At 70.4% G+C, this 20049-nt stretch carries 20 protein-coding genes; 8 read left to right on the top strand and 12 right to left on the bottom strand.

Features of this window, described 5'->3' with window-relative positions; genetic code table 11:
• Positions 1 to 759, bottom strand: a complete 759-nt coding sequence (locus tag ABXJ52_RS20250; protein ID WP_367044015.1) for a MerR family transcriptional regulator — start codon at positions 757 to 759, stop codon at positions 1 to 3.
• Positions 760 to 891: 132 nt separating this feature from the next.
• On the opposite strand from ABXJ52_RS20250, the gene ABXJ52_RS20245 reads away from it, so the two are divergent.
• Entirely contained in the window at positions 892 to 2319 is a 1428-nt protein-coding gene (locus ABXJ52_RS20245; RefSeq protein WP_367044014.1) for a glutamate decarboxylase, read from the top strand.
• A 43-nt stretch (positions 2320 to 2362) separates the two neighbouring features.
• Here the strand turns inward: ABXJ52_RS20245 and ABXJ52_RS20240 are convergent, their stop codons facing one another.
• From ABXJ52_RS20240 to ABXJ52_RS20230, 3 genes are all read right to left on the bottom strand, one after another.
• Positions 2363 to 3196 (bottom strand): ABC transporter permease, encoded by an 834-nt coding sequence (locus ABXJ52_RS20240; RefSeq protein ID WP_367049140.1) that lies wholly within the window; start codon positions 3194 to 3196, stop codon positions 2363 to 2365.
• Between the two features lie 8 nt (positions 3197 to 3204).
• A complete protein-coding gene (locus tag ABXJ52_RS20235) occupies positions 3205 to 4221 on the bottom strand; it encodes an ATP-binding cassette domain-containing protein (protein ID WP_367044013.1) in 1017 nt (338 codons plus the stop codon).
• Between the two features lie 142 nt (positions 4222 to 4363).
• A complete protein-coding gene (locus tag ABXJ52_RS20230; protein ID WP_367044012.1) occupies positions 4364 to 5005 on the bottom strand; it encodes a PadR family transcriptional regulator in 642 nt (213 codons plus the stop codon).
• Between the two features lie 42 nt (positions 5006 to 5047).
• Between ABXJ52_RS20230 and ABXJ52_RS20225 the strand changes: the two genes are divergently transcribed.
• A complete protein-coding gene (locus ABXJ52_RS20225) occupies positions 5048 to 5752 on the top strand; it encodes a VOC family protein (protein WP_367044011.1) in 705 nt (234 codons plus the stop codon).
• Between the two features lie 38 nt (positions 5753 to 5790).
• Here ABXJ52_RS20225 and ABXJ52_RS20220 read toward each other — a convergent pair whose 3' ends face one another.
• Complete coding sequence (locus ABXJ52_RS20220; protein WP_367044010.1) at positions 5791 to 7248, bottom strand: aldehyde dehydrogenase family protein; 1458 nt, start codon at positions 7246 to 7248, stop codon at positions 5791 to 5793.
• Positions 7249 to 7323: 75 nt separating this feature from the next.
• Positions 7324 to 8187, bottom strand: a complete 864-nt coding sequence (locus tag ABXJ52_RS20215) for a helix-turn-helix transcriptional regulator (protein WP_367044009.1) — start codon at positions 8185 to 8187, stop codon at positions 7324 to 7326.
• A gap of 322 nt (positions 8188 to 8509) precedes the next feature.
• Here ABXJ52_RS20215 and ABXJ52_RS20210 point away from each other — a divergent pair, with 322 nt between their 5' ends.
• Positions 8510 to 8995: an ATP-binding protein gene (locus ABXJ52_RS20210; protein ID WP_367044008.1), complete on the top strand. Its 486-nt coding sequence runs from the start codon at positions 8510 to 8512 to the stop codon at positions 8993 to 8995.
• A gap of 15 nt (positions 8996 to 9010) precedes the next feature.
• Here ABXJ52_RS20210 and ABXJ52_RS20205 read toward each other — a convergent pair whose 3' ends face one another.
• The 4 genes from ABXJ52_RS20205 to rpmG all read right to left on the bottom strand — a co-directional run bounded on the left by ABXJ52_RS20205 (position 9011) and on the right by rpmG (position 11239).
• A complete protein-coding gene (locus ABXJ52_RS20205; RefSeq protein WP_367044006.1) occupies positions 9011 to 9250 on the bottom strand; it encodes a DUF397 domain-containing protein in 240 nt (79 codons plus the stop codon).
• A gap of 346 nt (positions 9251 to 9596) precedes the next feature.
• The gene (locus tag ABXJ52_RS20200) at positions 9597 to 10730 is read right to left on the bottom strand and encodes a GTP-binding protein (RefSeq protein ID WP_367044005.1); all 1134 of its coding nucleotides are present in this window, start codon (positions 10728 to 10730) and stop codon (positions 9597 to 9599) included.
• Between the two features lie 92 nt (positions 10731 to 10822).
• Positions 10823 to 11068: a type B 50S ribosomal protein L31 gene (locus tag ABXJ52_RS20195; RefSeq protein ID WP_367044004.1), complete on the bottom strand. Its 246-nt coding sequence runs from the start codon at positions 11066 to 11068 to the stop codon at positions 10823 to 10825.
• Between the two features lie 6 nt (positions 11069 to 11074).
• Entirely contained in the window at positions 11075 to 11239 is a 165-nt protein-coding gene (gene rpmG / locus ABXJ52_RS20190) for a 50S ribosomal protein L33 (RefSeq protein WP_003999141.1), read from the bottom strand.
• 94 nt (positions 11240 to 11333) lie between these two features.
• Between rpmG and rpmB the strand changes: the two genes are divergently transcribed.
• The 3 genes from rpmB to ABXJ52_RS20175 all read left to right on the top strand — a co-directional run bounded on the left by rpmB (position 11334) and on the right by ABXJ52_RS20175 (position 12465).
• The gene (rpmB, locus tag ABXJ52_RS20185; RefSeq protein ID WP_367044003.1) at positions 11334 to 11570 is read left to right on the top strand and encodes a 50S ribosomal protein L28; all 237 of its coding nucleotides are present in this window, start codon (positions 11334 to 11336) and stop codon (positions 11568 to 11570) included.
• Entirely contained in the window at positions 11570 to 11875 is a 306-nt protein-coding gene (rpsN, locus tag ABXJ52_RS20180; RefSeq protein WP_367044002.1) for a 30S ribosomal protein S14, read from the top strand. The genes rpmB and rpsN overlap by 1 nt, the downstream gene beginning before the upstream one ends.
• Before the next feature lie 71 nt (positions 11876 to 11946).
• The gene (locus ABXJ52_RS20175; RefSeq protein WP_367044001.1) at positions 11947 to 12465 is read left to right on the top strand and encodes a hypothetical protein; all 519 of its coding nucleotides are present in this window, start codon (positions 11947 to 11949) and stop codon (positions 12463 to 12465) included.
• A gap of 70 nt (positions 12466 to 12535) precedes the next feature.
• On the opposite strand, the gene ABXJ52_RS20170 is transcribed toward ABXJ52_RS20175, so the two are convergent.
• Both ABXJ52_RS20170 and ABXJ52_RS20165 read right to left on the bottom strand, forming a co-directional pair.
• Entirely contained in the window at positions 12536 to 14851 is a 2316-nt protein-coding gene (locus tag ABXJ52_RS20170; RefSeq protein WP_367044000.1) for an FUSC family protein, read from the bottom strand.
• Positions 14852 to 15189: 338 nt separating this feature from the next.
• Positions 15190 to 16425, bottom strand: coding sequence for a DUF2786 domain-containing protein (locus tag ABXJ52_RS20165; RefSeq protein ID WP_367043999.1), 1236 nt, complete (start codon positions 16423 to 16425; stop codon positions 15190 to 15192).
• 83 nt (positions 16426 to 16508) lie between these two features.
• Here ABXJ52_RS20165 and ABXJ52_RS20160 point away from each other — a divergent pair, with 83 nt between their 5' ends.
• Positions 16509 to 17345 (top strand): ABC transporter ATP-binding protein, encoded by an 837-nt coding sequence (locus ABXJ52_RS20160; RefSeq protein WP_367043998.1) that lies wholly within the window; start codon positions 16509 to 16511, stop codon positions 17343 to 17345.
• Positions 17342 to 19900 (top strand): ABC transporter permease, encoded by a 2559-nt coding sequence (locus tag ABXJ52_RS20155; RefSeq protein WP_367043996.1) that lies wholly within the window; start codon positions 17342 to 17344, stop codon positions 19898 to 19900. Before ABXJ52_RS20160 ends, ABXJ52_RS20155 begins: the two co-directional genes overlap by 4 nt.
• Positions 19901 to 20049 lie beyond the last annotated feature (149 nt).

Genomic DNA, 20049 nt, shown 5'->3' with positions numbered 1-20049 from the left:
TCAGCCGTTCCGCGCCGCGTTCGCCACGATCGCGTCCCGCATGTAGACCGCGAGCCCCGGCCGGATCTCCTCGTAGACGGCCGTGAACCGCTCGTCGGCCACGTACATCTCGCCGAGGCAGGTGTGCAGCTCGTGCGGGCAGGTGTAGTGGAAGCGCGTGATGAAGCAGCGGTGTTCCTCCGCCACGTCCATCGCCTCCACCGAGTCCGCCGGCAGACCCTGGGTGAGCAGGTCCGCCATGCGCGCGTGCACCGCGGAGAACTCGTCGTTGATCCGCTGCCAGTCCTCCTTGGTGTACGAGGCGGCCTTGCGCTGCGACTCCTTGTAGGCCTCGGTGTGGCCCCAGCGGCGTTCGACCTCGTCCGCGTACTGCTCGGGGTCGTGGTCCCCGAAGACCTCGAACTTCTCCTCGGGCGTGAGGTTGATGCCCATCTTCTTCGCCTCCATGGCGGTCTCGACGGCGGCGGCCATCTCCTGGAGCCTGGTGATCCTCGCGGTCAGCAGTTCGTGCTGACGGCGCAGGTGCACCCGTAGGTCCGTCTCCGGGTCGTCCAGGAGGGCCGCCACCTCGTCGAGGGGGAAGCCGAGCTCCCGGTAGAACAGGATCTGCTGCAGCCGGTCCAGGTCACCGTCGCTGTAGCGCCGGTGGCCCGTGTGGCTGCGCTCGCTGGGCACGAACAGGCCGATCTCGTCGTAGTGGTGCAGCGTGCGCACCGTCACCCCGGCGAAACCGGCGACCCGCCCCACGGAGTAGCTCATGGCTTCCGCCTCTCTCTCGGTACGCACCTCAGCCTGGGTCCTCACGTCGCGTGAGGTGCAAGTGCGGACCCCGGCAGCCGCCCATATCCTCGCCAACGGGGGCATGAAATCCTCGTATGAAGGAGACCGACCGTGCCGCTCCACCGCAGCGAGGACCCGGAAGCCGACTCCAAGGGGCGCAGCCTCGCGGTGAACCCCTTCTACGGAGCGGCCGACCCGGTCAGCGGCATGACCGAGGCCCCGCCCAAGCACCGCCTGCCCGACGGGCCGCTGCCGCCCACGACGGCGTACCAGCTGGTGCACGACGAGCTGATGCTTGACGGCAACTCACGGCTCAACCTCGCCACCTTCGTCACCACCTGGATGGAACCGCAGGCCGGCGTCCTCATGGCGGAGTGCCGGGACAAGAACATGATCGACAAGGACGAGTACCCGCACACCGCCGAGCTGGAGCGGCGCTGCGTGGCCATGCTCGCCGATCTGTGGCACGCGCCGGACCCGGGGGCCGCCGTCGGCTGCTCGACGACCGGGTCGAGCGAGGCGTGCATGCTCGCCGGGATGGCGCTCAAGCGCCGCTGGGCCAACGACGAACGCAACCGCGACCGCTATCCGTCACCCACCGCCCGCCCGAACCTCGTCATGGGCGTCAACGTCCAGGTCTGCTGGGACAAGTTCTGCAACTTCTGGGAGGTCGAACCGCGCCTGGTGCCCATGGAGGGCGACCGGTTCCACCTCGACCCGGCGGCCGCCGCCGAGCTCTGCGACGAGAACACGATCGGCGTCGTGGCCGTGCTCGGCTCCACCTTCGACGGGTCGTACGAGCCCGTGGCCGAGCTCTGCACGGCCCTGGACGCCCTCCAGGAGCGCACGGGGCTCGACATCCCCGTGCACGTCGACGGCGCGTCCGGCGCGATGGTGGCGCCCTTCCTCGACGAGGACCTGGAGTGGGACTTCCGGCTGCCGAGAGTCGCCTCGATCAACACCTCGGGCCACAAGTACGGCCTCGTCTACCCGGGCGTCGGCTGGGCGCTGTGGCGGGACGCGGACGCGCTGCCGGAGGAGCTGGTCTTCCGGGTGAACTACCTCGGCGGTGACATGCCGACGTTCGCGCTGAACTTCTCCCGGCCGGGCGCGCAGGTCGCCGCGCAGTACTACACGTTCCTGCGCCTGGGCCGCGAGGGTTACCGCGCCGTCCAGCAGACGGCCAGGGACGTCGCCCGTGGCCTCGCGGACCGCGTCGAGGCGCTCGGCGACTTCAGGCTGATCACCCGCGGGGACCAGCTGCCGGTCTTCGCCTTCACGACACGGGACGACGTGACGGCGTACGACGTCTTCGACGTGTCCCGGCGGCTTCGCGAGCGCGGCTGGCTGGTCCCCGCGTACACCTTCCCCGCCAACCGCGAGGATCTGGCGGTCCTCCGCGTGGTCTGCCGCAACGGCTTCACGGCCGACCTCGCGGAGCTCTTCATGGCGGATCTGAGCAGCCTGGTGCCCGAACTCCGTGAGCAGCCGCGCCCGTTCACCAAGGACCGGGACGCGGCGACGAGCTTCCACCACTAGACGGCGCACCGCGCCCCGGAGGGGTTACTTGCTGAGCCCGCCGTTACTTGCTGAGCCCGCCGAACCTCCGTACCGCCAGGGGCATGAACACCCCCACGAGTACCACGGGCCACACCACGGCGAGCAGCCCCGCGTGCTCGGCGGCCCATGAAGTGCCCACCACTCCGGGGTCGTTGCCGAACAGATCACGCACGGCCGTGGCCGTCGCCGACATCGGGTTCCACTCGACCGTCGCGCCGAGCCAGCCCGGCATGTTCTGCGGGACCGTGAAGGCGTTGGAGAGGAACCCCACCGGCCAGACCAGGATCTGCACGGCCACGACCAGCTCCGGTTTACCCGCGACCATCGCCAGGTGGATGCCGATCCACAGCATCGCGAACCGCAGCAGGAGCAGCAGCCCGACCGCGCCGAGCGCAGCTCCGAAGGAGCCGTGCCAGCGCCAGCCGATCGCGAGCCCGACGCCGATCATGACGAGCAGCGAGGCGAGCGACTGGAGCATGTCGGCGGCCGAACGGCCCACCAGGACCGCGCCGTTGGTCATCGGCATGGACCGGAAGCGGTCGATCACACCCTTGTTGAGGTCCTGGGTGACGGCGACCATCGTCGCGTCCAGGCCGAAGGCCATGGTCAGTGCGAACATGCCGGGCACCAGGAACTCGGCGTAGTCGCCCGCGATGCCCTTTCCGCCGCCGATCAGGTAGTTGAACATCAGCAGCAGCATCACCGGGAAGACCAGGCCGACCAGGACCTGCACGGGCTGGCGTGCCCAGTGCGCGAGTTCGCGCCGGGTCATGGTCCAGGAGTCGATCACGGCCCACCACGCGGGCGTGCCGCTCGCCACCGGGACCGGGCTCCGCGTCGGTGTGCCGCTCGCCATCGTCGTACTCACACGGCCTCCTTCGTACGTCCCTGGTGATCCGCCGTACGTCCCTGGTGATCCGCCGTACGTTCCTGGCGATCCGCCGTACGTTCCTGGTCATCCGCGCGGCCCGTCAGGCGCAGGAACACCTCGTCCAGGGTCGGCCTGCGCACCGCGATGTCCTCCGCCTCGACCCCGGCCTCCCGCAGGGCCTGCACGACCCCGGTGAGCGCCTCCATGCGGTCGACCACCGGCGCGCTCGCTAGCCGGCGGTCCGCGTCCACGGTGGCATCACCCGGCAAGAGGCTTGCGGCCAGGTCCAGTTGGGCAGCATCCCGCACCACCACGTCGATCCGGTCACCGCCCGTCCTCGACTTCAGCTCGTCCGCCGTGCCGTCCGCGATGACCCGGCCCCGGTCGATCACCGAGATGCGGTGGGCGAGCTGGTCCGCCTCTTCGAGGTACTGCGTGGTGAGCAGCACCGTCGTCCCGCCGTCGACCAGGGAGCGCACCGCCTCCCAGACCTCCGTGCGGCCCCGGGGGTCGAGCCCCGTCGTCGGCTCGTCAAGGAACAGCACGTCCGGCTCCGTGATGAGCGAGGCCGCGAGGTCCAGGCGGCGCCGCATGCCGCCGCTGTACTGCTTGACCGCCTTGCGTCCCGTGTCGCCGAGCCCGAACCGCTCCAGGAGCTCGTCGGCCCGCACGCGCGCGTGGCGGGCGCCCAGGTGGTGGAGCCGCCCGAACATGTCCAGGTTCTGCCGGCCGCTCAACTCCTCGTCCAGCGCGGCGTGCTGACCGAGCAGCCCGATGCGCCTGCGCACCTCGTCCGGCTGCCGCCGCACGTCGTACCCGGCGACCTCCACCCGGCCCTCGTCCGCCCGCAGCAGCGTGGCGAGCACCCGCACCGCGGTGGTCTTGCCGGCGCCGTTCGGGCCGAGCACGCCGTGCACCGTGCCCCGCCCGACCCTCAGGTCAAGGCCGTCGAGCGCCCACTTGTCCCCGTACCGCTGCCGCGCGCCCTCGACGACGATCGCGTCCGTCATCCGTCTCCCTTCAAGCCCCTGCCCAGCCGTAGTCAAACTTGACTACGAACCCAACGCGAAGGAAGGTATCCCCGAACCCCGGATTAGTCAAACTTGATCAGAGGTATTTCTTCGGCGCCCGGCAGCGGCACCCCGCCGCCGGTCAGTGCTCGTCCCCCGCATGCGGCTCCCCGGCCCCGAACGGGTTCTCCTCGCCCTCGGCTAGGACGCCGACGAACGGCTCACCCTCCCCCGCGAACGTGTACGCGCCGCCCTCGATCCGCGCGATCAGGCCGCGGGTCCACTCCACACCCCCGTCGGCCGTGTGCACCCAGAGGTTCATGATCTCGCCGATGTGCCCGAGCTGCTCAGGCCCTTCCTCGGGGGTGTAGTACTCGGTGACGGACCTGCGCCACTCCTCGATGCCCCGCACCCGCTGCTTCAGGAGCTCCACCGCCTCATCACGGGGCAGGTCGACGATGAAGCCGAGAGCCGCCGAGAGCATGTCGGGCCGCTGGTCGTACGAGACCAGGTTGGACCGGAGCAGGTTCAGGTACTCCTCGGTGCCCGCCTCCGTCATCTCGTACTCCGTGCGCGGCGGGCCGCCCGCGGTCGACGGGGCGATCTCGTGGGCGAGCAGCAGGCCTTGCTTGGCCATCTGCTTCAGCGCGTGGTAGATCGAGCCGGGCTTGGCGTTGGACCACTCATGGGCGCCCCAGTACTCCAGGTCGTTGCGGACCTGGTAGCCGTGGGCCCGCCCGTGCTGACGGACGGCGCCGAGGACAAGGAGTCGGATCGCCGACATCAAAGCCACCTCCTTCTAATCAATTTTGATTAGACTAGCGGAATGGCCGAGACAATGATCCCCTTGTTCCCCTGCCACGAGCTCGACGAGACCCTCGACTTCTACCAAGCCATCGGCTTCGAGGTGACCTTCCACCAGAAGAGCCCCTATCAGTACGGCGTCGTGGAGCGCGGCGACATGCAGTTCCAGTTCTTCCGTATGAAGGGCTACGACCCGAAGGCGTCCATCAGCGCCTGCTACGTCCTCACCGACGACGTGGACGCCCTCCACGCCTCCTTCCGCGCCGGCCTCAAGCAGACCCTCGGCCGGATACCGACCCGCGGCCTGCCCCGCATCGGCGCCCTGAAGGACATGAGCTACGGGGTGCGGCAGTTCCTGATGACGGACCCCGCGGGCAACAACATCCGCGTCGGGCAGCCCATCGCCGACTCCTTCGCACACTCGGCGGTACCGAAGGAGAGGTACGCGCGCGCCCTGCACCAGGCCGTACTCCTCGGCGAGTCCAAGGAGGACCCCTCGGCCGCGGCCCGCATCATCGACCACGCGCTCGCGGCGGACGGCACCCCCACCCCCGTACAGCTCGTGAAGCTGTACGTCGTGCGGGCCGAGATGGCCGAGCAGCTCGGCGAGCCGGAGCGTCCCGCCGAGTGGCTCGACCGGGCCGCGGCGGTCCGGCTGACCGAGGAGGAGCGGCAGGCTGCGGCCGACGAGCTGTTGCGGGCCGAGGATCTGCACGCGTCCCTCTAGCCCTCGGCCACGGGAGTAACGGGAGTAAGGGGAAACCCTCAGAAGGGGAAACGGGAGCGGCCGTGCTGCACCGAGATCCACTTCTGGGTGGTGAACGCGTCCACCGTCGACTCGCCGTTGAGACGCCCGACGCCCGAGCTCTTCTCGCCGCCGAACGGCACGATCGGCTCGTCGTGCACGGTGCCGTCGTTCACGTGGAACATGCCGCTGCTGATCCGCCGCGCGAACCGCACGCCGCGCTCGACGTCGGCCGTGTGGACGGCACCGCTGAGCCCGTACGGGGTGTCGTTGGCGATGCGTACGGCTTCTTCCTCGCCGTCGAAGGGGACGAGCAGCGCCACCGGGCCGAAGATCTCCTGCTGGAGGGCCGGCGAGTCGGCGGGCAGGTCCGTCAGGACGGAGGGGGCCACCAGATTGCCGTCGGTGCGGCCGTGCAGGAGGACCTTCGCGCCCGCGGCCACCGTCTGGTCGACGGTCTTCGCCACCGCGTCCGCCTGCGAGGAGTTGATCAGCGGGCCGATGTGGGTCGCCGGGTCCGCCGGGTCGCCGACGTTCAGGGACGCGACCTTGGCGACGAACTTGTCGGTGAACTCCGTCTGCAGCGACCGGTCCACGAGGATGCGGTTGGCGGCCATGCAGACCTGCCCCTGGTGCACGAAGCGGCTGAAGACCGCCGCGTCCACGGCGTAGTCGACGTCCGCGTCGTCCAGGACGACCAGGGCGCTGTTGCCGCCGAGCTCCAGGATCGACCGCTTGAAGTTGGCGGCGCAGACCGTGCCGACGTGGCGGCCCACGCGATCCGAGCCGGTGAAGGAGATGACGCTCGGCACCGGGTGCTCGATGAACGCGTCACCGATCTCGGCTATGTCGGTGATGACCACGTTCAGGACGCCGGCCGGGAGACCCGCGTCCTCGAAGAGCTTCGCGAGGAAGCTGCCGCCCATCACCGGCGTGTTCTGATGCGGCTTGAGCACGACCGCGTTGCCGAGCGCGAGCGCCGGGGCGACCGTCTTCAGGGAGAGCAGGAGCGGGAAGTTGAAGGGGCTGATGACCCCGACCACGCCCACCGGCTCGCGGTAGACGCGGTTCTCCTTGCCGTCGACGGGCGACGGCAGGATGCGGCCCTCCGGCTGCAGCGCGACATGGACGGCCTCGCGCAGGAACTCCTTGGTGAGGTGGATCTCGAAGGCGGCCTTGAGCCGGGTGCCGCCCAGCTCGGCGACGATCGCCTCGGATATCTCTTCCTCGCGCTCCTCGACTATGCGCAGGGCCCGCTCGAACACCGCGCGCCTGACGTAGGGGCTGGTCGTGCCCCAGTCCCGCTGCGCACGCTCGGCCGCTCGGTAGGCCTGGTCCACCTCGTCGGCCGTCGCCACCGTGATCGACGCCAGCTTCTCACCGTCGTACGGATTGAAGTCGATGATGTCCCAGGAGCCGGAACCGGCCTTCCACTCACCGTCTATGTATTGGTGAGCCAGGTCAGTGAAGAAGGACATGAGACCCCTTGCCGCAGACTGTGCAGACATCTGATGTGACGCGGACATCTGATTTGACGTCATCCTACTGACCAGTCACGTCAGTTGGAGCAGACCTCGCAGAAGGTCGCGACTATCGGCCGGATTCGGGCTGTCGCGTCGCAGCTCGCTCACCACCCGCTCGTACTGGCCGACTTCTTCCGGCTTGTCGAGGTACAGGGCTCCGGTCAGCTGTTCCACGTACACGACGTCCGACAGGTCCGATTCCGGGAAGCGCAGCATGGTGAACGCTCCGCTCTCGCCCGAGTGCCCTCCGAAACCGAACGGCATGACCTGAAGAGTGACATTCGGCCGTTCTGAGATCTCGATCAGATGCTGAAGCTGACCCCTCATCACTTCCCGGTCTCCGTACGGGCGTCGGAGCGCCGCCTCGTCGAGTACGCAGTGGAAGCTCGGGGCGCGCTCGGAAATGAGCAGCTTCTGGCGTTCGAGACGCAGGGCGACGCGGCGCTCGATGTCCGCCTTGCTCGCGCCCTTCATGCCGCGCGCGACGACCGCGTGGGCGTATGCCTCCGTCTGCAACAGGCCGTTGACGAACTGGACTTCGTAGACGCGGATGAGCGATGCGGCGCCTTCGAGTCCGACGTAGGTCTGGAACCAGCCCGGCAGGATGTCGGAGTAACTGTGCCACCAGCCCGCGAGGTTGGCCTCCTTGGCGAGGGAGAGCAGCGCGACCCGTTCGCCATCGTCGGAGACGCCGTACAGCGTCAACAGGTCCTCGACGTCCCTGGACTTGAAGCTCACCCGTCCCAACTCCATGCGGCTGATCTTCGATTCGGAGGCTCGGATCGAGTAGCCGGCCGCTTCACGGGTGATGCCGCGCGATTCCCTCAGGCGCCTGAGTTGCGAGCCAAGGAGCATGCGCCGTACGACCGAGCCGCTCGACTCCCCTGCGGTCACTTCGCTCAATCCTCCCCATCACTTGGAAGCCAGCAGTCTGCCATTAAACGCTTCAGGCGGTACTCGTTCGGTTACAGAAACGGAAAGCCTTCGGAACTCCTCCACAAGAAGTCGTAGGAAGAAATGGGCAAGAAACAGCACGGGAACGCTCAACTCCGGCGCGTGCACGTGCATCTGCCCTTGCATCTGCTGTACGCATTCGGAACCATGGTCCGCGCGCCACCGCTGTGTCACCGCCGCGGCGCCGCAGCGCCGCAGCGCCGCTGTACCGACCGCACCACCGCTCCATCGCTATGTACCGCGAAACCGGGGAGTGCCTCGCATGGGGACGAATGGATCGACCATGCTCGAGCCGTTACGGCAGGGGCTTCCCCCACTCGACCCCTCGGCCGTCTCCAGCGCCGCGTCCTGCTCCCTGCCCGCCCGCTACGAAGCGGTGGGCAGCGCACGGCAGTTCACCCGTAAGACGCTTGGTCAGTGGGAACTGGAAGAGCGCTTCGACGACATCGCCCTCGTCGTCTCCGAACTCGTCACCAACGCCCTCAGACACGCCCTGCCGTCCGACACCCCGCGCGACCACGGCCCGCCGGTGCGGCTGCACTTGATGCGCTGGACCTCACGTCTGGTGTGCGCGGTGCGCGACCCCAGCGACGACAGTCCGGTCACGCGCGAGACCGACGACGACTTTTCGGCCGAATCGGGCCGCGGCCTTTTCCTGGTGGACTCGTTCAGCGACAGCTGGGGCTGGCACCCTCTCGCGGGCGCACTGCGGGGCAAGGTCGTGTGGGCGCTGTTCCAGCTGGCGTAGGTGGCGGGTTGTAGGTCAGCCACCTATGAGGTGGTCGAACTCCCCGTCCTTCATGCCGAGCAGCATGGCCTCTATCTCGGCGCGCGTGTAGACGAGCGCCGGCCCGTCGGGGAACCGCGAGTTCCGTACCGCGACGTCGCCGCCCGGCAGTTTCGCGAACTCCACGCAGGCTCCCTGCGAGTTGCTGTGCCTGCTCTTCTGCCAGACCACCCCGTGCAGCTCCTTGGCAGCCATGCCGTTGAACACGTGATGCACAGTCGCTCCCCGGTGGTGGTGCAGTGCCTGATGTGGCTCCAGAACGCTGTGGAACGTTCTAGATGCAGTAGTCAACTGTCCCGGATCATAGCTGTGTTCACATGCCGATGCATGGGCAGATGCACGTGCACGCGCGGTGTTCCCTTGGTTACAGCTCTGTCAGCACCTGCCCCAGCCCCCGCATGACATACGAACGCCGCCCCCCGCCCATGATCTTTCTTGCCGTCATCTGTGCCGGACCGTCCGGGTCGAAGCCTCCATGCACTAGGGAGAGACGCGTATCGCGCCCTTCCTGTTCCAACGTTCACGTACTGGTCCAGTCCGCGGGGTTCGCGGCTGGGGGCAGTCAGGCCTCCAGGAGGGTGTCGAAGGCGGGGGGCAGGTGTTTCCAGGCCTCGCGCCCGGCGGCGTACTCCTCGTCCGTCAACAGGCAGGACTCCAGGACCTGTTCCAGTGCCTCGCGGTCCAGGCCGGGCGAGACGAAGACCAGGTGCTGGCAGCAGTCACCGTGCTCGGGATGCCAGTCGAGCGCGGCAGCGGCCCGCCGCACCGGCGGCACCATCTCCCACGCGGCATCCGGCAGCGACGCGAGCCAGGGCCCCGCGCTCTCCACGCACAGCGCGCCGCCCGCCGCGTCCCAGCCGAGCAGCGTGTCCGGATGGTCGGCGAGCCAGAACCGCCCCCGGCTGCGGGCCGCCGCGCAGGTCAGGTCCTCAAGGGCCTGATAGAGCCGCTCCGGGTGGAAGGGCCGGTCCCGGTGCCATACGAGGGTGGCGACCCCCGCCTCGTCGGCGTCGGTCGGCAGCAGCGCGCAGGACGGATGCTGGGCCGCGGCGGCAGCCTCGACGTCGAATCCGGCGAGCGCGGCGCCCGCCAGGCCCCCATGACCGCTGATCGGGACCTGCCGGGCGGTCGGGTGGAGCTGGGCGAGGAGCGCGCGGTCCTCGTCGTCGGCGTCGGGCGAGTCCGCGACGGCCAGGACGGGGGCGTACTCGAGCTGGCGGGCCAAGGTGTCGGCGACCGTGCGCTGATCCGTGGCGGCCGCGGCGAGCCCGGCCTCCATGAGGTCGTCGCCGTTCCCGAGGTAGGGCAACAGGAGCGCGGGGTCGACGGCCGTGATCACCCCGCTCAGCCGCAGCCCCTCGTGCCCCTGCGCCGTGATGACCCCCGCCATGGCCTTGGGCTCCACGGAGTCCCACAGCTCGACGACCGCGAGCCGCGTGAGACCGGAGTCCGCGAGCCGTTCGAGTTCGGGCACCAGATCCTCGCGCAGGGCGCAGCACGCACAGTCGTTGACCAGCGGTGCCTCGCCCGTGGAGAGCACTCCGGTGGCGTCGCGCACCGTACGCACAACGGTGCCGTGTGCGGCGGTCGCGAGGTCGTGGTGGAGCGCCACGCTTCCGGGGACGGTGGCGAGGAGCCGCTCGACGGCTTCCTTGCGGGCGTCGGAGTGGAGCCCGCCGACGATGGCGATGTCCATGGGGTTCGTTCGATTCGTTCGGTCCGTTGGGTTTGTTGGGTCCGTTGGGTCCGTTGGGTCCGTTGGATCCGTTGGGTTCGAGTTCACCGGGTTCACCGGGTGCCGTAACGGCGTTCGAAGCGGTCCACGCGGCCCGCGGTGTCCAGGACCTTGGCCGTGCCTGTGTAGAAGGGGTGACTCGCGGAGGAGACCTCGACGTCGACGACGGGATAGGTGCGTCCGTCCTCCCACTCGACGGTCTTGTCGCTGGTCGCCGTGGACCGGGTGAGGAAGGCGTAGCCGGCGGACTTGTCACGGAAGACGACAGGGCCGTACGGCGGGTGGATGTCCTTGCGCATGACGGGTCAGCGCTCCTCTCGGAAATCGACGTGCCGCCCGACGACCGGGTCGTACTTGCGCAGCGTCATGCGGTCGGGGTCGTTACGGCGGTTCTTGCGGGTCACGTACGTGTAGCCGGTGCCGGCTGTTGACCGGAGCTTGATGACGGGACGGAGTTCGTTGCGAGCCATGCCGGTAGTGTATGAAAATGAATCCCGTTTTCAAAACGGGACCACGGGGATTCCACGGGATCCCCTTCTCCCCACGACCGAGAGGTGCGTCACCATGTCCGCCCACTGCCAGCTGACCGGCGCCGAGCCGGGCTTCGGCAACCAGATCTCGCATTCGCACCGGCGTACGTCACGCCGGTTCGACGTCAACGTCCAGCGCAAGCGGTACTGGCTGCCCAGCGAGGGCCGCCATGTGCGGCTGCGGCTCAGCGCCAAGGGCATCAAGACCGTCGACGCCATCGGCGTCGAAGCCGCCGTCGCCAGGATCCGTGCGCGTGGGGTGATGGTCTGATGGCCAAGAAGAGCAAGATCGCGAAGAACGAGAAGCGGCGCGAGATCGTCGCGCGGTACGCCGTGCGGCGGGCCGAGTTGAAGGAGATCCTCCGCCGCCCCGGGACGGGCGAGGCCGAACGCCGCTCCGCGCAGGCGGAGTTGGCGCGTCAGCCGCGGGACGCGAGTGCGACGCGCGTACGCAACAGGGACAGCGTCGACGGGCGCCCACGCGGTTACGTGGGGAAGTTCGGCCTCTCCCGGGTCAAGCTGCGTGACCAAGCGCACGCCGGATTCCTGCCCGGGGTGCGCAAGTCGTCCTGGTAGCTTGGCGCGCGATTCATCGGCCGGGCTGGTCGATTGAGCAGATCGACTGGGTAGTGACTAGGGGGACTTCAGTGCGCACGCAGGTCCGGAACGTACGTATCGGTGCCGCGGCGGCGGGTCTTGTCGCCGCTCTTGTCCTGACCGGTTGCAGCAGTGACGGCGGCGACGGGGATGAGGGCAAGGACAAGGGCAAGGGCTCGGCGGGATCGTCCGCTGGGGCCGGTACGCCGGACGAGGGTGCGGATTCCGGGGCGGGTTCCGGTGCGGATTCCGGTGGCAAGGACGGCAGCTTCGAGGGCAGCTGGGTCACCACCGCCGACGGGAATCCGCTCGCGCTGTTCATCGCCGGGAAGGAGGCGACGCTGCTCGGTGAGAAGGTCCTGTGCAGTGGGTCCGCCGGCGGCGAGACGATCAGTCTCAAGTGCGTCAAGGGCGACTCCGACCGCACCAAGGGCACGGTCGAGTCGGTCAACGGTACGTCGATGACGGTCGCTTGGCAGGGCGCGGGCAAGGACCAGTTCACCCGGACCAAGGGCGGAAAGCTGCCGGAGGGGCTGCCTACGGCGGGGCTTCCGGAGTCTTCTTCCTGAGGCTCCGTTGCGTGGTGTGCGTGATGTGCTTGACGTGCTTGACGTGCTTGACGTGTGACGCGTGACGCGGTCAGCGGGCCGTGGGACCTTGATCGGGGTCCTGCGGCCCGTTTTCCGTTCGCGTCGTTCGTGTTTTCTGTGTCGTCTGTGTCGTCTGGGTCGTCTGTGTCGTCTGTGTCGTTTGCGCGGTCTGCGTGGTTGTTTCTGAGCCGTCCACCAGCATGGGTGGCGGTGCTGTGTCCAGGGCGTCCGACAGTTCCTCGAGGGTCGTGAGGAGGAGGCCCGCTCCTCTGCGTACGACCCGGTCGGGGACGCCCTCGCCGTCCCACTCGTCGAGAGCCTTGCGCACGGCTTCCCACTTCGGGACCCGGCGCTCGCGTACGGCCTTCGCGCCGTCCTCGGTCGATTTGCGCAAGGCCTTGGCGAGGCGGTCGGCCGCGGGGACGGGGGTGGCGTCGCGGTCCGGTAGGTGAGCCTCCATCAGCATGGCCACGCGGCCGAGTTGGGCGAGGGTGTCCTCGGCGTCGGCGGCTGCGGCTCGGGAGAGGCCACGGTGGCGTACCGGTTCGTTCTTGGCGCGGGCGGCGGCTTCCTGCCACGCGATGCGGGCGTCACGGGCGGCGAGCAGCGCCTCGCGGACGTTCGGGCAGGAGCTGCCCTGGGGGTCGGCGTAGCGGCTGACGACGGCAGCGGCGTAGCGGCCGTCCGCGATCAGCCAGTCGGCGAGGCGGTTGCGCAGGCGCGGGGTCTCCCAGGCCGGGTACACGGCGTACGCGATCATCGCGAGGACGCCGCCGAGGAGGGTGAGGACGACGCGTTCCGGCACCGTCTGCGTCCACTGCTCACCGCCCATGCCGAGCAGGAACACGACATACGCGGCGACGCAGGCCTGGGCGGCGACCTGGCCCGTGCGCATCAGCAGGTACATCATCCCGGCGCAGAGCACGGCGAGTGCGGCGGAGAGCTCGGTGTCGGGGTCGGCGAGTTGCACCAGGCCCGTGGCCAGGGCGACGCCCACGAGCGTGCCGCCGAAGCGGGCCACCGCGCGGGAGTACGTCTGCGAGAAGTCCGGGCGCATCACCATCACGGAGGCCATGGGGGCCCAGTAGCCGTGACCGAGGGGGAGCCAGGTGCCCAGGAGGTAACCGGCGGCGGCCACGGCGGTGACGCGGATCGCGTGGCGGGTGACGGGGGATTCATGGCGGCGGCGGAGCTCGCCTCTTATGGCGCGGAGGGCGGCGGGGAGGAGGGCGGGGAGGGTGGGGCGGAGGAGGGGAGTGGGGGGCTCTGGGGCCTCCGGGATCTTTGGGGCCTCCAGGGTCTTTGGTGCCTTTGGGCTCTTTGGGGTCTCCGGGGTCTCTTTTTTGGGTTCTGTCGTGGTGAAAGTGGCGTATTTTGCGGGGGGCCTGCCTGCCGTTTCGATTACGTCGCGCAGGAGCGCCGCCAGGCGTTTCGCCGCTCTCTGTGCCGGGCCCGTGAGGATCGCGCCGGTGTCCGGGCTCCGGAGTGTGGCCACGCCCGCGGGCGGGATCTTCACCGGTTCGCCGTGCCGGATGGCTCTGGCCGCCGCGTCCAGGATCGCGGCCGCCGCGGCCAGGATCTCGCGTACGCGGTCGCGTTCGGGACCCTCTTCCGGTGCGCCCACCGCGGGGTCGGCCAGGGAGGCGAGTACCGGACGGATACGTTCCGCCACGCCGCGGGCGCCGTGGAGTTCGGCGGGGCGGGTGCGGGCCTGGCGCGGGGTGATGGTCGCCGCGTCGCGGGCGGCCATCAGGGGTTCCGGGTCGAAGTCGGCGTGGGGGTCGTGGCGCAGGCGGCGGGCGTAGTCGGCCTCGGCGGCGAGGGCGTCGGCGAGGGCGTCTCGGTGGGCACCCCATCTGCGTACGGGGAACAGGACCACGAGGGCGGCCTGGACGGCGCCGCCCACCACCATCATCGCGGCGTGGCCCGCGGCGGCGGCCAGGGAGCCGGGCAGGGTGACCGTGACCAGCATGATCGCGACGTTGGATGAGGCGATGATGCCGATGGTCGGGCCCGCGGCCCAGCTGAGGCCCGAGAGGAAGGTCCAGAGGGCGAGGAGGGCGAGGAAGAGGAGGGTGTGGGAGCCGGTGAGGTAGCCGAGGAAGGTGGAGATGGCGAGGCTCGTGCCGGAGGCCAGGGCGAGTTCCGGGCGGGGGCGCCAGCTGCGTTGGAACGTGGCGATGGCGGCCTGGTAGGCGCCGAAGGCCGAGCTGGCGGCTACGGCCGGCCCGAAGAGGGTGAGGCTCACGCCGATGACGAGGGCGAGGCCGGCTGCGCCGCGCAACGCGATGAGCGGCTCGAGCCGCTTCCGCTCGACGGTCAGCCCCGAGCGAGCGGTCGCTTTCAGCGCTCGAAGCCAGGTCACTCTGTGATGATACGGGGCATATGGGGCGAGGTTGCGAGGGGCGCGGGGGCGGGGGGCCCGCGCGCTTCTTCCCCACCCCCTGACGCTGCGGGGTGATCGGGTGGGTGGGCGGGAAAGGCTTGTTCGGGCACCGGTGGCTGCGGGGCAATCGGGCGGGTGGGAGAGGCTTGTTCGCTCAGGGGAGGCTGCGGGGTGATCGGGCGGGTGGGTGGGAGAGGCCTGTTCGGTCAGGGGAGGCTGCGGGGCATCGGGCGGGTGGGTGGGGAGGCCCGCTCGGGGAGGAGACACCGCGGGGGGGGCCATGAGAGGAAAGGCACAGCTCCCGCCCCGGGAGGGAGTCAGGACGCCCCCGGAGGCGTCATCCTTGCCCTGTCCGCCGCCGCCACACCCTCCGTCCACCCCTCCGCATCCACCACACCCCGCACCCTGGTGGTAGTCGTCGCAGGAAACATCCGCTCGGCACGGGACGTGACGGCCACATCCCGGGCGGCAAGAACGGGCAGCAACTCCCCCGCATCCGGGGACTCGATCGCCACACTCTCCGCCGCCGCGGCCAGCCGCCCCCCGAGCCGATTCGCGTACGCCAGCAGAAAAGCCTGACGGAACGTCTTCGTACGCTTCCGGCCGCCCGCCCGCTGCCCCGCCTCCGCCTTCGTCATCGCCGCCGTCCCCTGCACGAGGAGGGAGGTGTGGAGGAGTTCGACCACTTCCAGGTCGGACTCGAAGCCGACGACGGTCGAGAAGCCGTAGGCCTCGTTCCACACCGCCCGGCAATGATTGGCGGTGGCCACCGCGTCAAGCAGGATCGCCTTCGCCGTCTCGTACGGGGCGTCCACGCCGATACGGCAGGCACCGGGAGTGTCCTTGGCGTGGGTGCGGGACGCGAGCAGGGCCTCGTCGATGGTGTGCCTGGCCATCAGCTCCTGCGCCTTGGCGGTGAGCGCCTCGGCCTCCTCGGGGAACCCGGTGGCCTCGGCCTTCGCGAGCAGGGCGCGGATACGGGTGAGGATGCGGGGCTCCTCATGCCCGGGAGGCGGCGCCGCGTGCAGCGGAGAGCCGGGGGCCGGGCCGACGGGCTCGATCGCGGGAAGCCGCAGGAGAAGTCGGTAGAGGCCGAGGATGATGGTCGCCCGGGAGAAACGGTCGAGCCTCGGGGCGTCCTGGAGGGCGAGTTCGGCCAGCTGCGCGTTCCAGCGGGGCGGGAGCGTGTCGCCGTACCGCCTGGTCTCCGCGGTGATCAGCTCGGCGGCCAGCCGCGTCAGGTGGGTACGGTCGGCGGCACCGGCACCGGCACCGGCACCGGCACCGGCGCCTTGCGCGAGGGCGCCTTCACCCTGCGCGCGCCCGACCATGCGAATGACGTCCGCCGGCTGCCACCCCCGCTCCCACGCCCTGCGCACCAGCTCCTCGCCCCTGCGCCACAGCTCCGCGTCGGCGTCGGGGGTCGCCGCGAGGAGGGACGCGCCGGTGTCGAGGCCCTCGTCGCCGTCCACGTAGAGCGCTGCCGCGAACGCCTTGTCGACAACCTCTCTCGCCGTTGTCGCCGCTGTCGCCTCGGTCGCCGGATCATCCATACGTCAAGGGTATGGCTGGCCATACCCCCAGTACGCCCCCCAGTGGTCGTGCCCGGCGAGGGCGCGGACGGTTGGGTTGGGGCATGACCTCAACTGCCGTACGGCTCACCGCCGTCCGCCGTCTCCACCGTGACGTGACCGCCCTCGACGGCGTCGACCTCGCGATACGTGCCGGCACCTTCACCGCGATCATGGGGCCCTCCGGCTCCGGCAAGTCGACACTGCTGCAGTGCGCCGCGGGGCTCGACCGGCCGACGTCCGGCACGGTCGAGGTGGGCGGCACGGAGCTGACGGGGCTGAGCGAGCGGCGGCTGACCCTGCTGCGGAGGGACCGCATCGGCTTCGTCTTCCAGTCCTTCAACCTCCTTCCGTCCCTGACCGCCGCCCAGAACGTCGCCCTGCCGCTGCGCCTCGCGGGCCGCAGACCCTCGCGTACGGAGGTGGGGGACGCCCTGGGCCGCGTAGGCCTCGCCGACCGCGCCCGGCACCGGCCGGGAGAACTCTCGGGCGGTCAGCAGCAGCGGGTGGCGTTGGCACGGGCACTTGTCACGCGCCCCGCGGTGCTGTTCGGCGACGAGCCGACCGGCGCCCTGGACACCACGACCAGCCGTGAAGTGCTGTCGCTCCTGCGGGAGTTGGTGGACGGGGAAGGCCAGACGACGGTGATGGTCACGCACGATCCCGTGGCGGCGTCGTACGCGGACCGGGTGGTGTTCCTGGTGGACGGCCGGGTGACGGATGAGGTGCTCGCGCCGGACGCGGGTGAGGTGGCACGCCGGATGGCGGGGCTTGAGGCGGGACGCCGGGGGGCGGGGCCGGGTGAGCTGGTTCCGGGTGGGCCGGTTCCGGGTGGGCCGGCTCCGGGTGCGCCGGCCTCCGGAGCGTTGACCTCCGCTTGTGGAGAGGTGGCCGGGCGATGATGTTTCTTGCTTCCCTTCGTACCCGTTGGGCCGGGCTTATCGGCGCGTTCGTCGCCGTCGCGCTCGGCGTTGCGCTCACCGCCGCGATGGGGCTCGGGCTCGCCTCGACGTTCAGTGCGCCGGAACGGGAGCCCGTGCGGTTCGCCGGGTCTCCCGTGGTCGTCATGGGGCAGAACACCCTGACGGTCCCGGTGAAGCGCGGCCCGGACACCGCCCACGTATCGAAGCCGCTCGCTCATCCACACCCTGTGGATATCGAACTTCTGCGCGAGCTTCGACGCCTCGGTCCCGTCCGGGTGGACGGGGCGAAGAGGGACGCGGTGGGGGTGAATGCCCCGGTTGGGGAGGTGCGGGAAGTCGTCGGGTCCCGGGCGCGTGTCCTGACCGGAGGCGATCGGCGGCTCGCCGATCCGGAGCCGCCGGCGCGGGACGCGGAAGCGCTCGTGGCGGTGAACTCGTTCCTGGGGACGGCGGGCGGGGTGTCCGCGTTCGTGTCCGTTTTCGTCACCGCGTCCACCTTCGCCTTCATCGTGGCGCTAAGGCGGCGGGAGTTCGGGCTGCTGAGGATGGCCGGAGCGACGCCGGGGCAGGTGCGCAGGATGCTGCTCGCGGAGGCGCTCGCGGTGGGTGTCGCGGCCTCCGGGGTGGGGTGCGCGCTGGGCGCCCGGGGCGCGCCGGTGCTTGCCGATGCCTTGGTGGAGGCCGGGATCGCTCCCGAGTGGTTCGGGATCGGCGGGGCGGTCTGGCCGTACCATCTCGCGTTCTGGGTCGGGGTGTCGGTGGCCTTCTCGGGGGCGTGGATCGCCTCGCGGCGGGCGGGGCGCGTGGGTCCCGTCGAGGCGCTGCGGGACGCGTCCGTCGATACGGGCGTCATGCCGTGGAGCCGCCGGATCGTCGGAGGTGCCCTGCTTGCGGCGGGGGTCGGGCTGCTGGCGTGGACGCTGTGGAGCGATCCGTCGGCGCTGATGAAGCGGAAGACGTACACGACCCAGCCGATGATCCTGATCACCGCGTTCGCCGCGCTGACTCCCCTTCTCGTACGTCCCGTCCTGCGCGCCGTCCGGCTTCCCGGCGCGATCGGGCTCCTGGTCCGCGAGAACTCCACCGCGTCCGTGCGGCGCACCGCGGCCGTGGCCGCGCCGGTTCTGGTGACGGTGGCTCTCGCGGGATCGCTGCTGGGCTCTGCGGAGACGACGGGCGAGGCGAGGGCCGCGGAGGCGCGGGAGCGTACGGGTGCCGAACTGGTGCTGACCGGGCGGGAGTTGGGCTCGCTTTCGTTTGAGACAGCGAAGGTGGACGGGGTGAAGGTGGCGGCGGCGTCGGCGGCCACGGCCGTGTTCGTACGGGAGGAAGGTACGGCGCTGGTCCGCTCGGAGGCGCGGGCGGTGAGCGATCCGGCGGCGTTCGCCACGGTGACACGGCTTCCGGTGGTGGCGGGGGACGTACGCGATCTCGACGACGGGTCGATCGTCGTCAACGAGGAGTGGGAGCGGCGGCGGGTCGGCGAGCGGGTGGATGTCTGGCTCGGGGACGGCAGGCCCGCGCGGCTGCGGATCGTCGCGGTGCTCGCGCGGGGGACAGGGGATGCCGGGGCGTACGTCACGTCCGCGACCGCCGGGAGCGCCGCCGCGGTGGACCGCGTTGACGTGGGGCTGCGGGACGGGGCGGACCGGGGTGAGGTGGCGGAGGCGCTGCGGGCGGCTGCTGGCGGGGAGGGGGGCAGCCGGAGCGGTGACGGAGGCTTGCGGGTGAGGTCGGCGGAGGAGTGGCTCGCGGACACGCATCCGGCGACGAAGCCGCAGACGCGGCTGGGGCTGTTGATGCTGCTGGGTATCGCGTTGATCTACACGACGATCTCCCTCGCGGGAACGCTGCTGATGGCGACTTCAGTACGGGGCCCTGAGCTGCGCTCGCTGCGGATGGCCGGGGCTACGGGGGGCCAGGTCCGGCTGGTGGTGGCCGGGGAGGCGCTGCTGGCGGTGGGGGTCGGCGCGGTACTGGGCCTGACGGTGACCGCACTGAACCTGGGCACACTGAGCGCGGGCCTGACCCGCCTGTCGGCGCCGGCGGGGGTGGCTGTGCCTTGGGAGATGGTGGGGGTGGCTGCGGGGGTCTGGGGGTGGGTGGGGGTGGGGGGGGGGGGGGGGGGTGGGGTGTGGGGTGGGGCCGGGGCGGTGCGGGAACGTTGCTCTTACGTCTCGCTGCGGGCTGCGGGTTCGTGGGTTCTGCGGGGTTGGTCCGTGGGTGGGTGCGGGGCCGCGCCGGTATGTCCGTCCTCGCTATCGTCCGGTGGCCCCTGGGCTACTTCGACTCCGGAGCGCCGCGAACCGTGCTCCGGGCAGACATACCGGCACGTCCCCTCGCGTCTCGCAGCCGACTGCGGGCGCGCGGGGGCTGGGACGCCCGTGACTGAGGCCCGCCGCGACTCTCCGCCGCAGTGCCGTGCCACGCCCCGCCCGCTGGCACCGCGGGGCCTGTTCGGGAACTGGTGGATGCGGGGCAATCGGGCGGGTGGGTGGGAAGGGCTTGTTCGCTCAGGAAGCGCTGCGGGGTGATCGGGCGGGTGGGTGGGAGAGGCCCGTTCGCTCAGGAAGCGCTGCGGGGTGATCGGGCGGGTGGGTGGGAGAGGCCCGTTCGGTCAGGAAGCGCTGCGGGGTGAAGCAGGCCGCCGAGAGGGGCCCGCTACCGCCCCGGCGGCTACCGG

This window comes from Streptomyces sp. Je 1-332, assembly GCF_040730185.1.
In the GTDB taxonomy this organism is placed as follows: domain Bacteria; phylum Actinomycetota; class Actinomycetes; order Streptomycetales; family Streptomycetaceae; genus Streptomyces.
The sequence above is the reverse complement of the archived record's forward strand: the minus strand, read 5'-3'. Positions and strand labels throughout refer to the sequence as shown.

Bases quoted from the DNA above. Each gene is read 5' to 3' on its own strand.
- ABXJ52_RS20250 (WP_367044015.1), bottom strand. From the start codon at position 759: ATGAGCTACTCCGTGGGGCGGGTCGCCGGTTTCGCCGGGGTGACGGTG.
- ABXJ52_RS20240 (WP_367049140.1), bottom strand. From the start codon at position 3,196: ATGGCGAGCGGCACACCGACGCGGAGCCCGGTCCCGGTGGCGAGCGGC.
- ABXJ52_RS20235 (WP_367044013.1), bottom strand. From the start codon at position 4,221: ATGACGGACGCGATCGTCGTCGAGGGCGCGCGGCAGCGGTACGGGGAC.
- ABXJ52_RS20230 (WP_367044012.1), bottom strand. From the start codon at position 5,005: ATGTCGGCGATCCGACTCCTTGTCCTCGGCGCCGTCCGTCAGCACGGG.
- ABXJ52_RS20225 (WP_367044011.1), top strand. From the start codon at position 5,048: ATGGCCGAGACAATGATCCCCTTGTTCCCCTGCCACGAGCTCGACGAG.
- ABXJ52_RS20220 (WP_367044010.1), bottom strand. From the start codon at position 7,248: ATGTCCTTCTTCACTGACCTGGCTCACCAATACATAGACGGTGAGTGG.
- ABXJ52_RS20210 (WP_367044008.1), top strand. From the start codon at position 8,510: ATGGGGACGAATGGATCGACCATGCTCGAGCCGTTACGGCAGGGGCTT.
- ABXJ52_RS20200 (WP_367044005.1), bottom strand. From the start codon at position 10,730: ATGGACATCGCCATCGTCGGCGGGCTCCACTCCGACGCCCGCAAGGAA.
- ABXJ52_RS20195 (WP_367044004.1), bottom strand. From the start codon at position 11,068: ATGCGCAAGGACATCCACCCGCCGTACGGCCCTGTCGTCTTCCGTGAC.
- rpmG (WP_003999141.1), bottom strand. From the start codon at position 11,239: ATGGCTCGCAACGAACTCCGTCCCGTCATCAAGCTCCGGTCAACAGCC.
- rpmB (WP_367044003.1), top strand. From the start codon at position 11,334: ATGTCCGCCCACTGCCAGCTGACCGGCGCCGAGCCGGGCTTCGGCAAC.
- rpsN (WP_367044002.1), top strand. From the start codon at position 11,570: ATGGCCAAGAAGAGCAAGATCGCGAAGAACGAGAAGCGGCGCGAGATC.
- ABXJ52_RS20165 (WP_367043999.1), bottom strand. From the start codon at position 16,425: ATGGATGATCCGGCGACCGAGGCGACAGCGGCGACAACGGCGAGAGAG.
- ABXJ52_RS20160 (WP_367043998.1), top strand. From the start codon at position 16,509: ATGACCTCAACTGCCGTACGGCTCACCGCCGTCCGCCGTCTCCACCGT.
- ABXJ52_RS20155 (WP_367043996.1), top strand. From the start codon at position 17,342: ATGATGTTTCTTGCTTCCCTTCGTACCCGTTGGGCCGGGCTTATCGGC.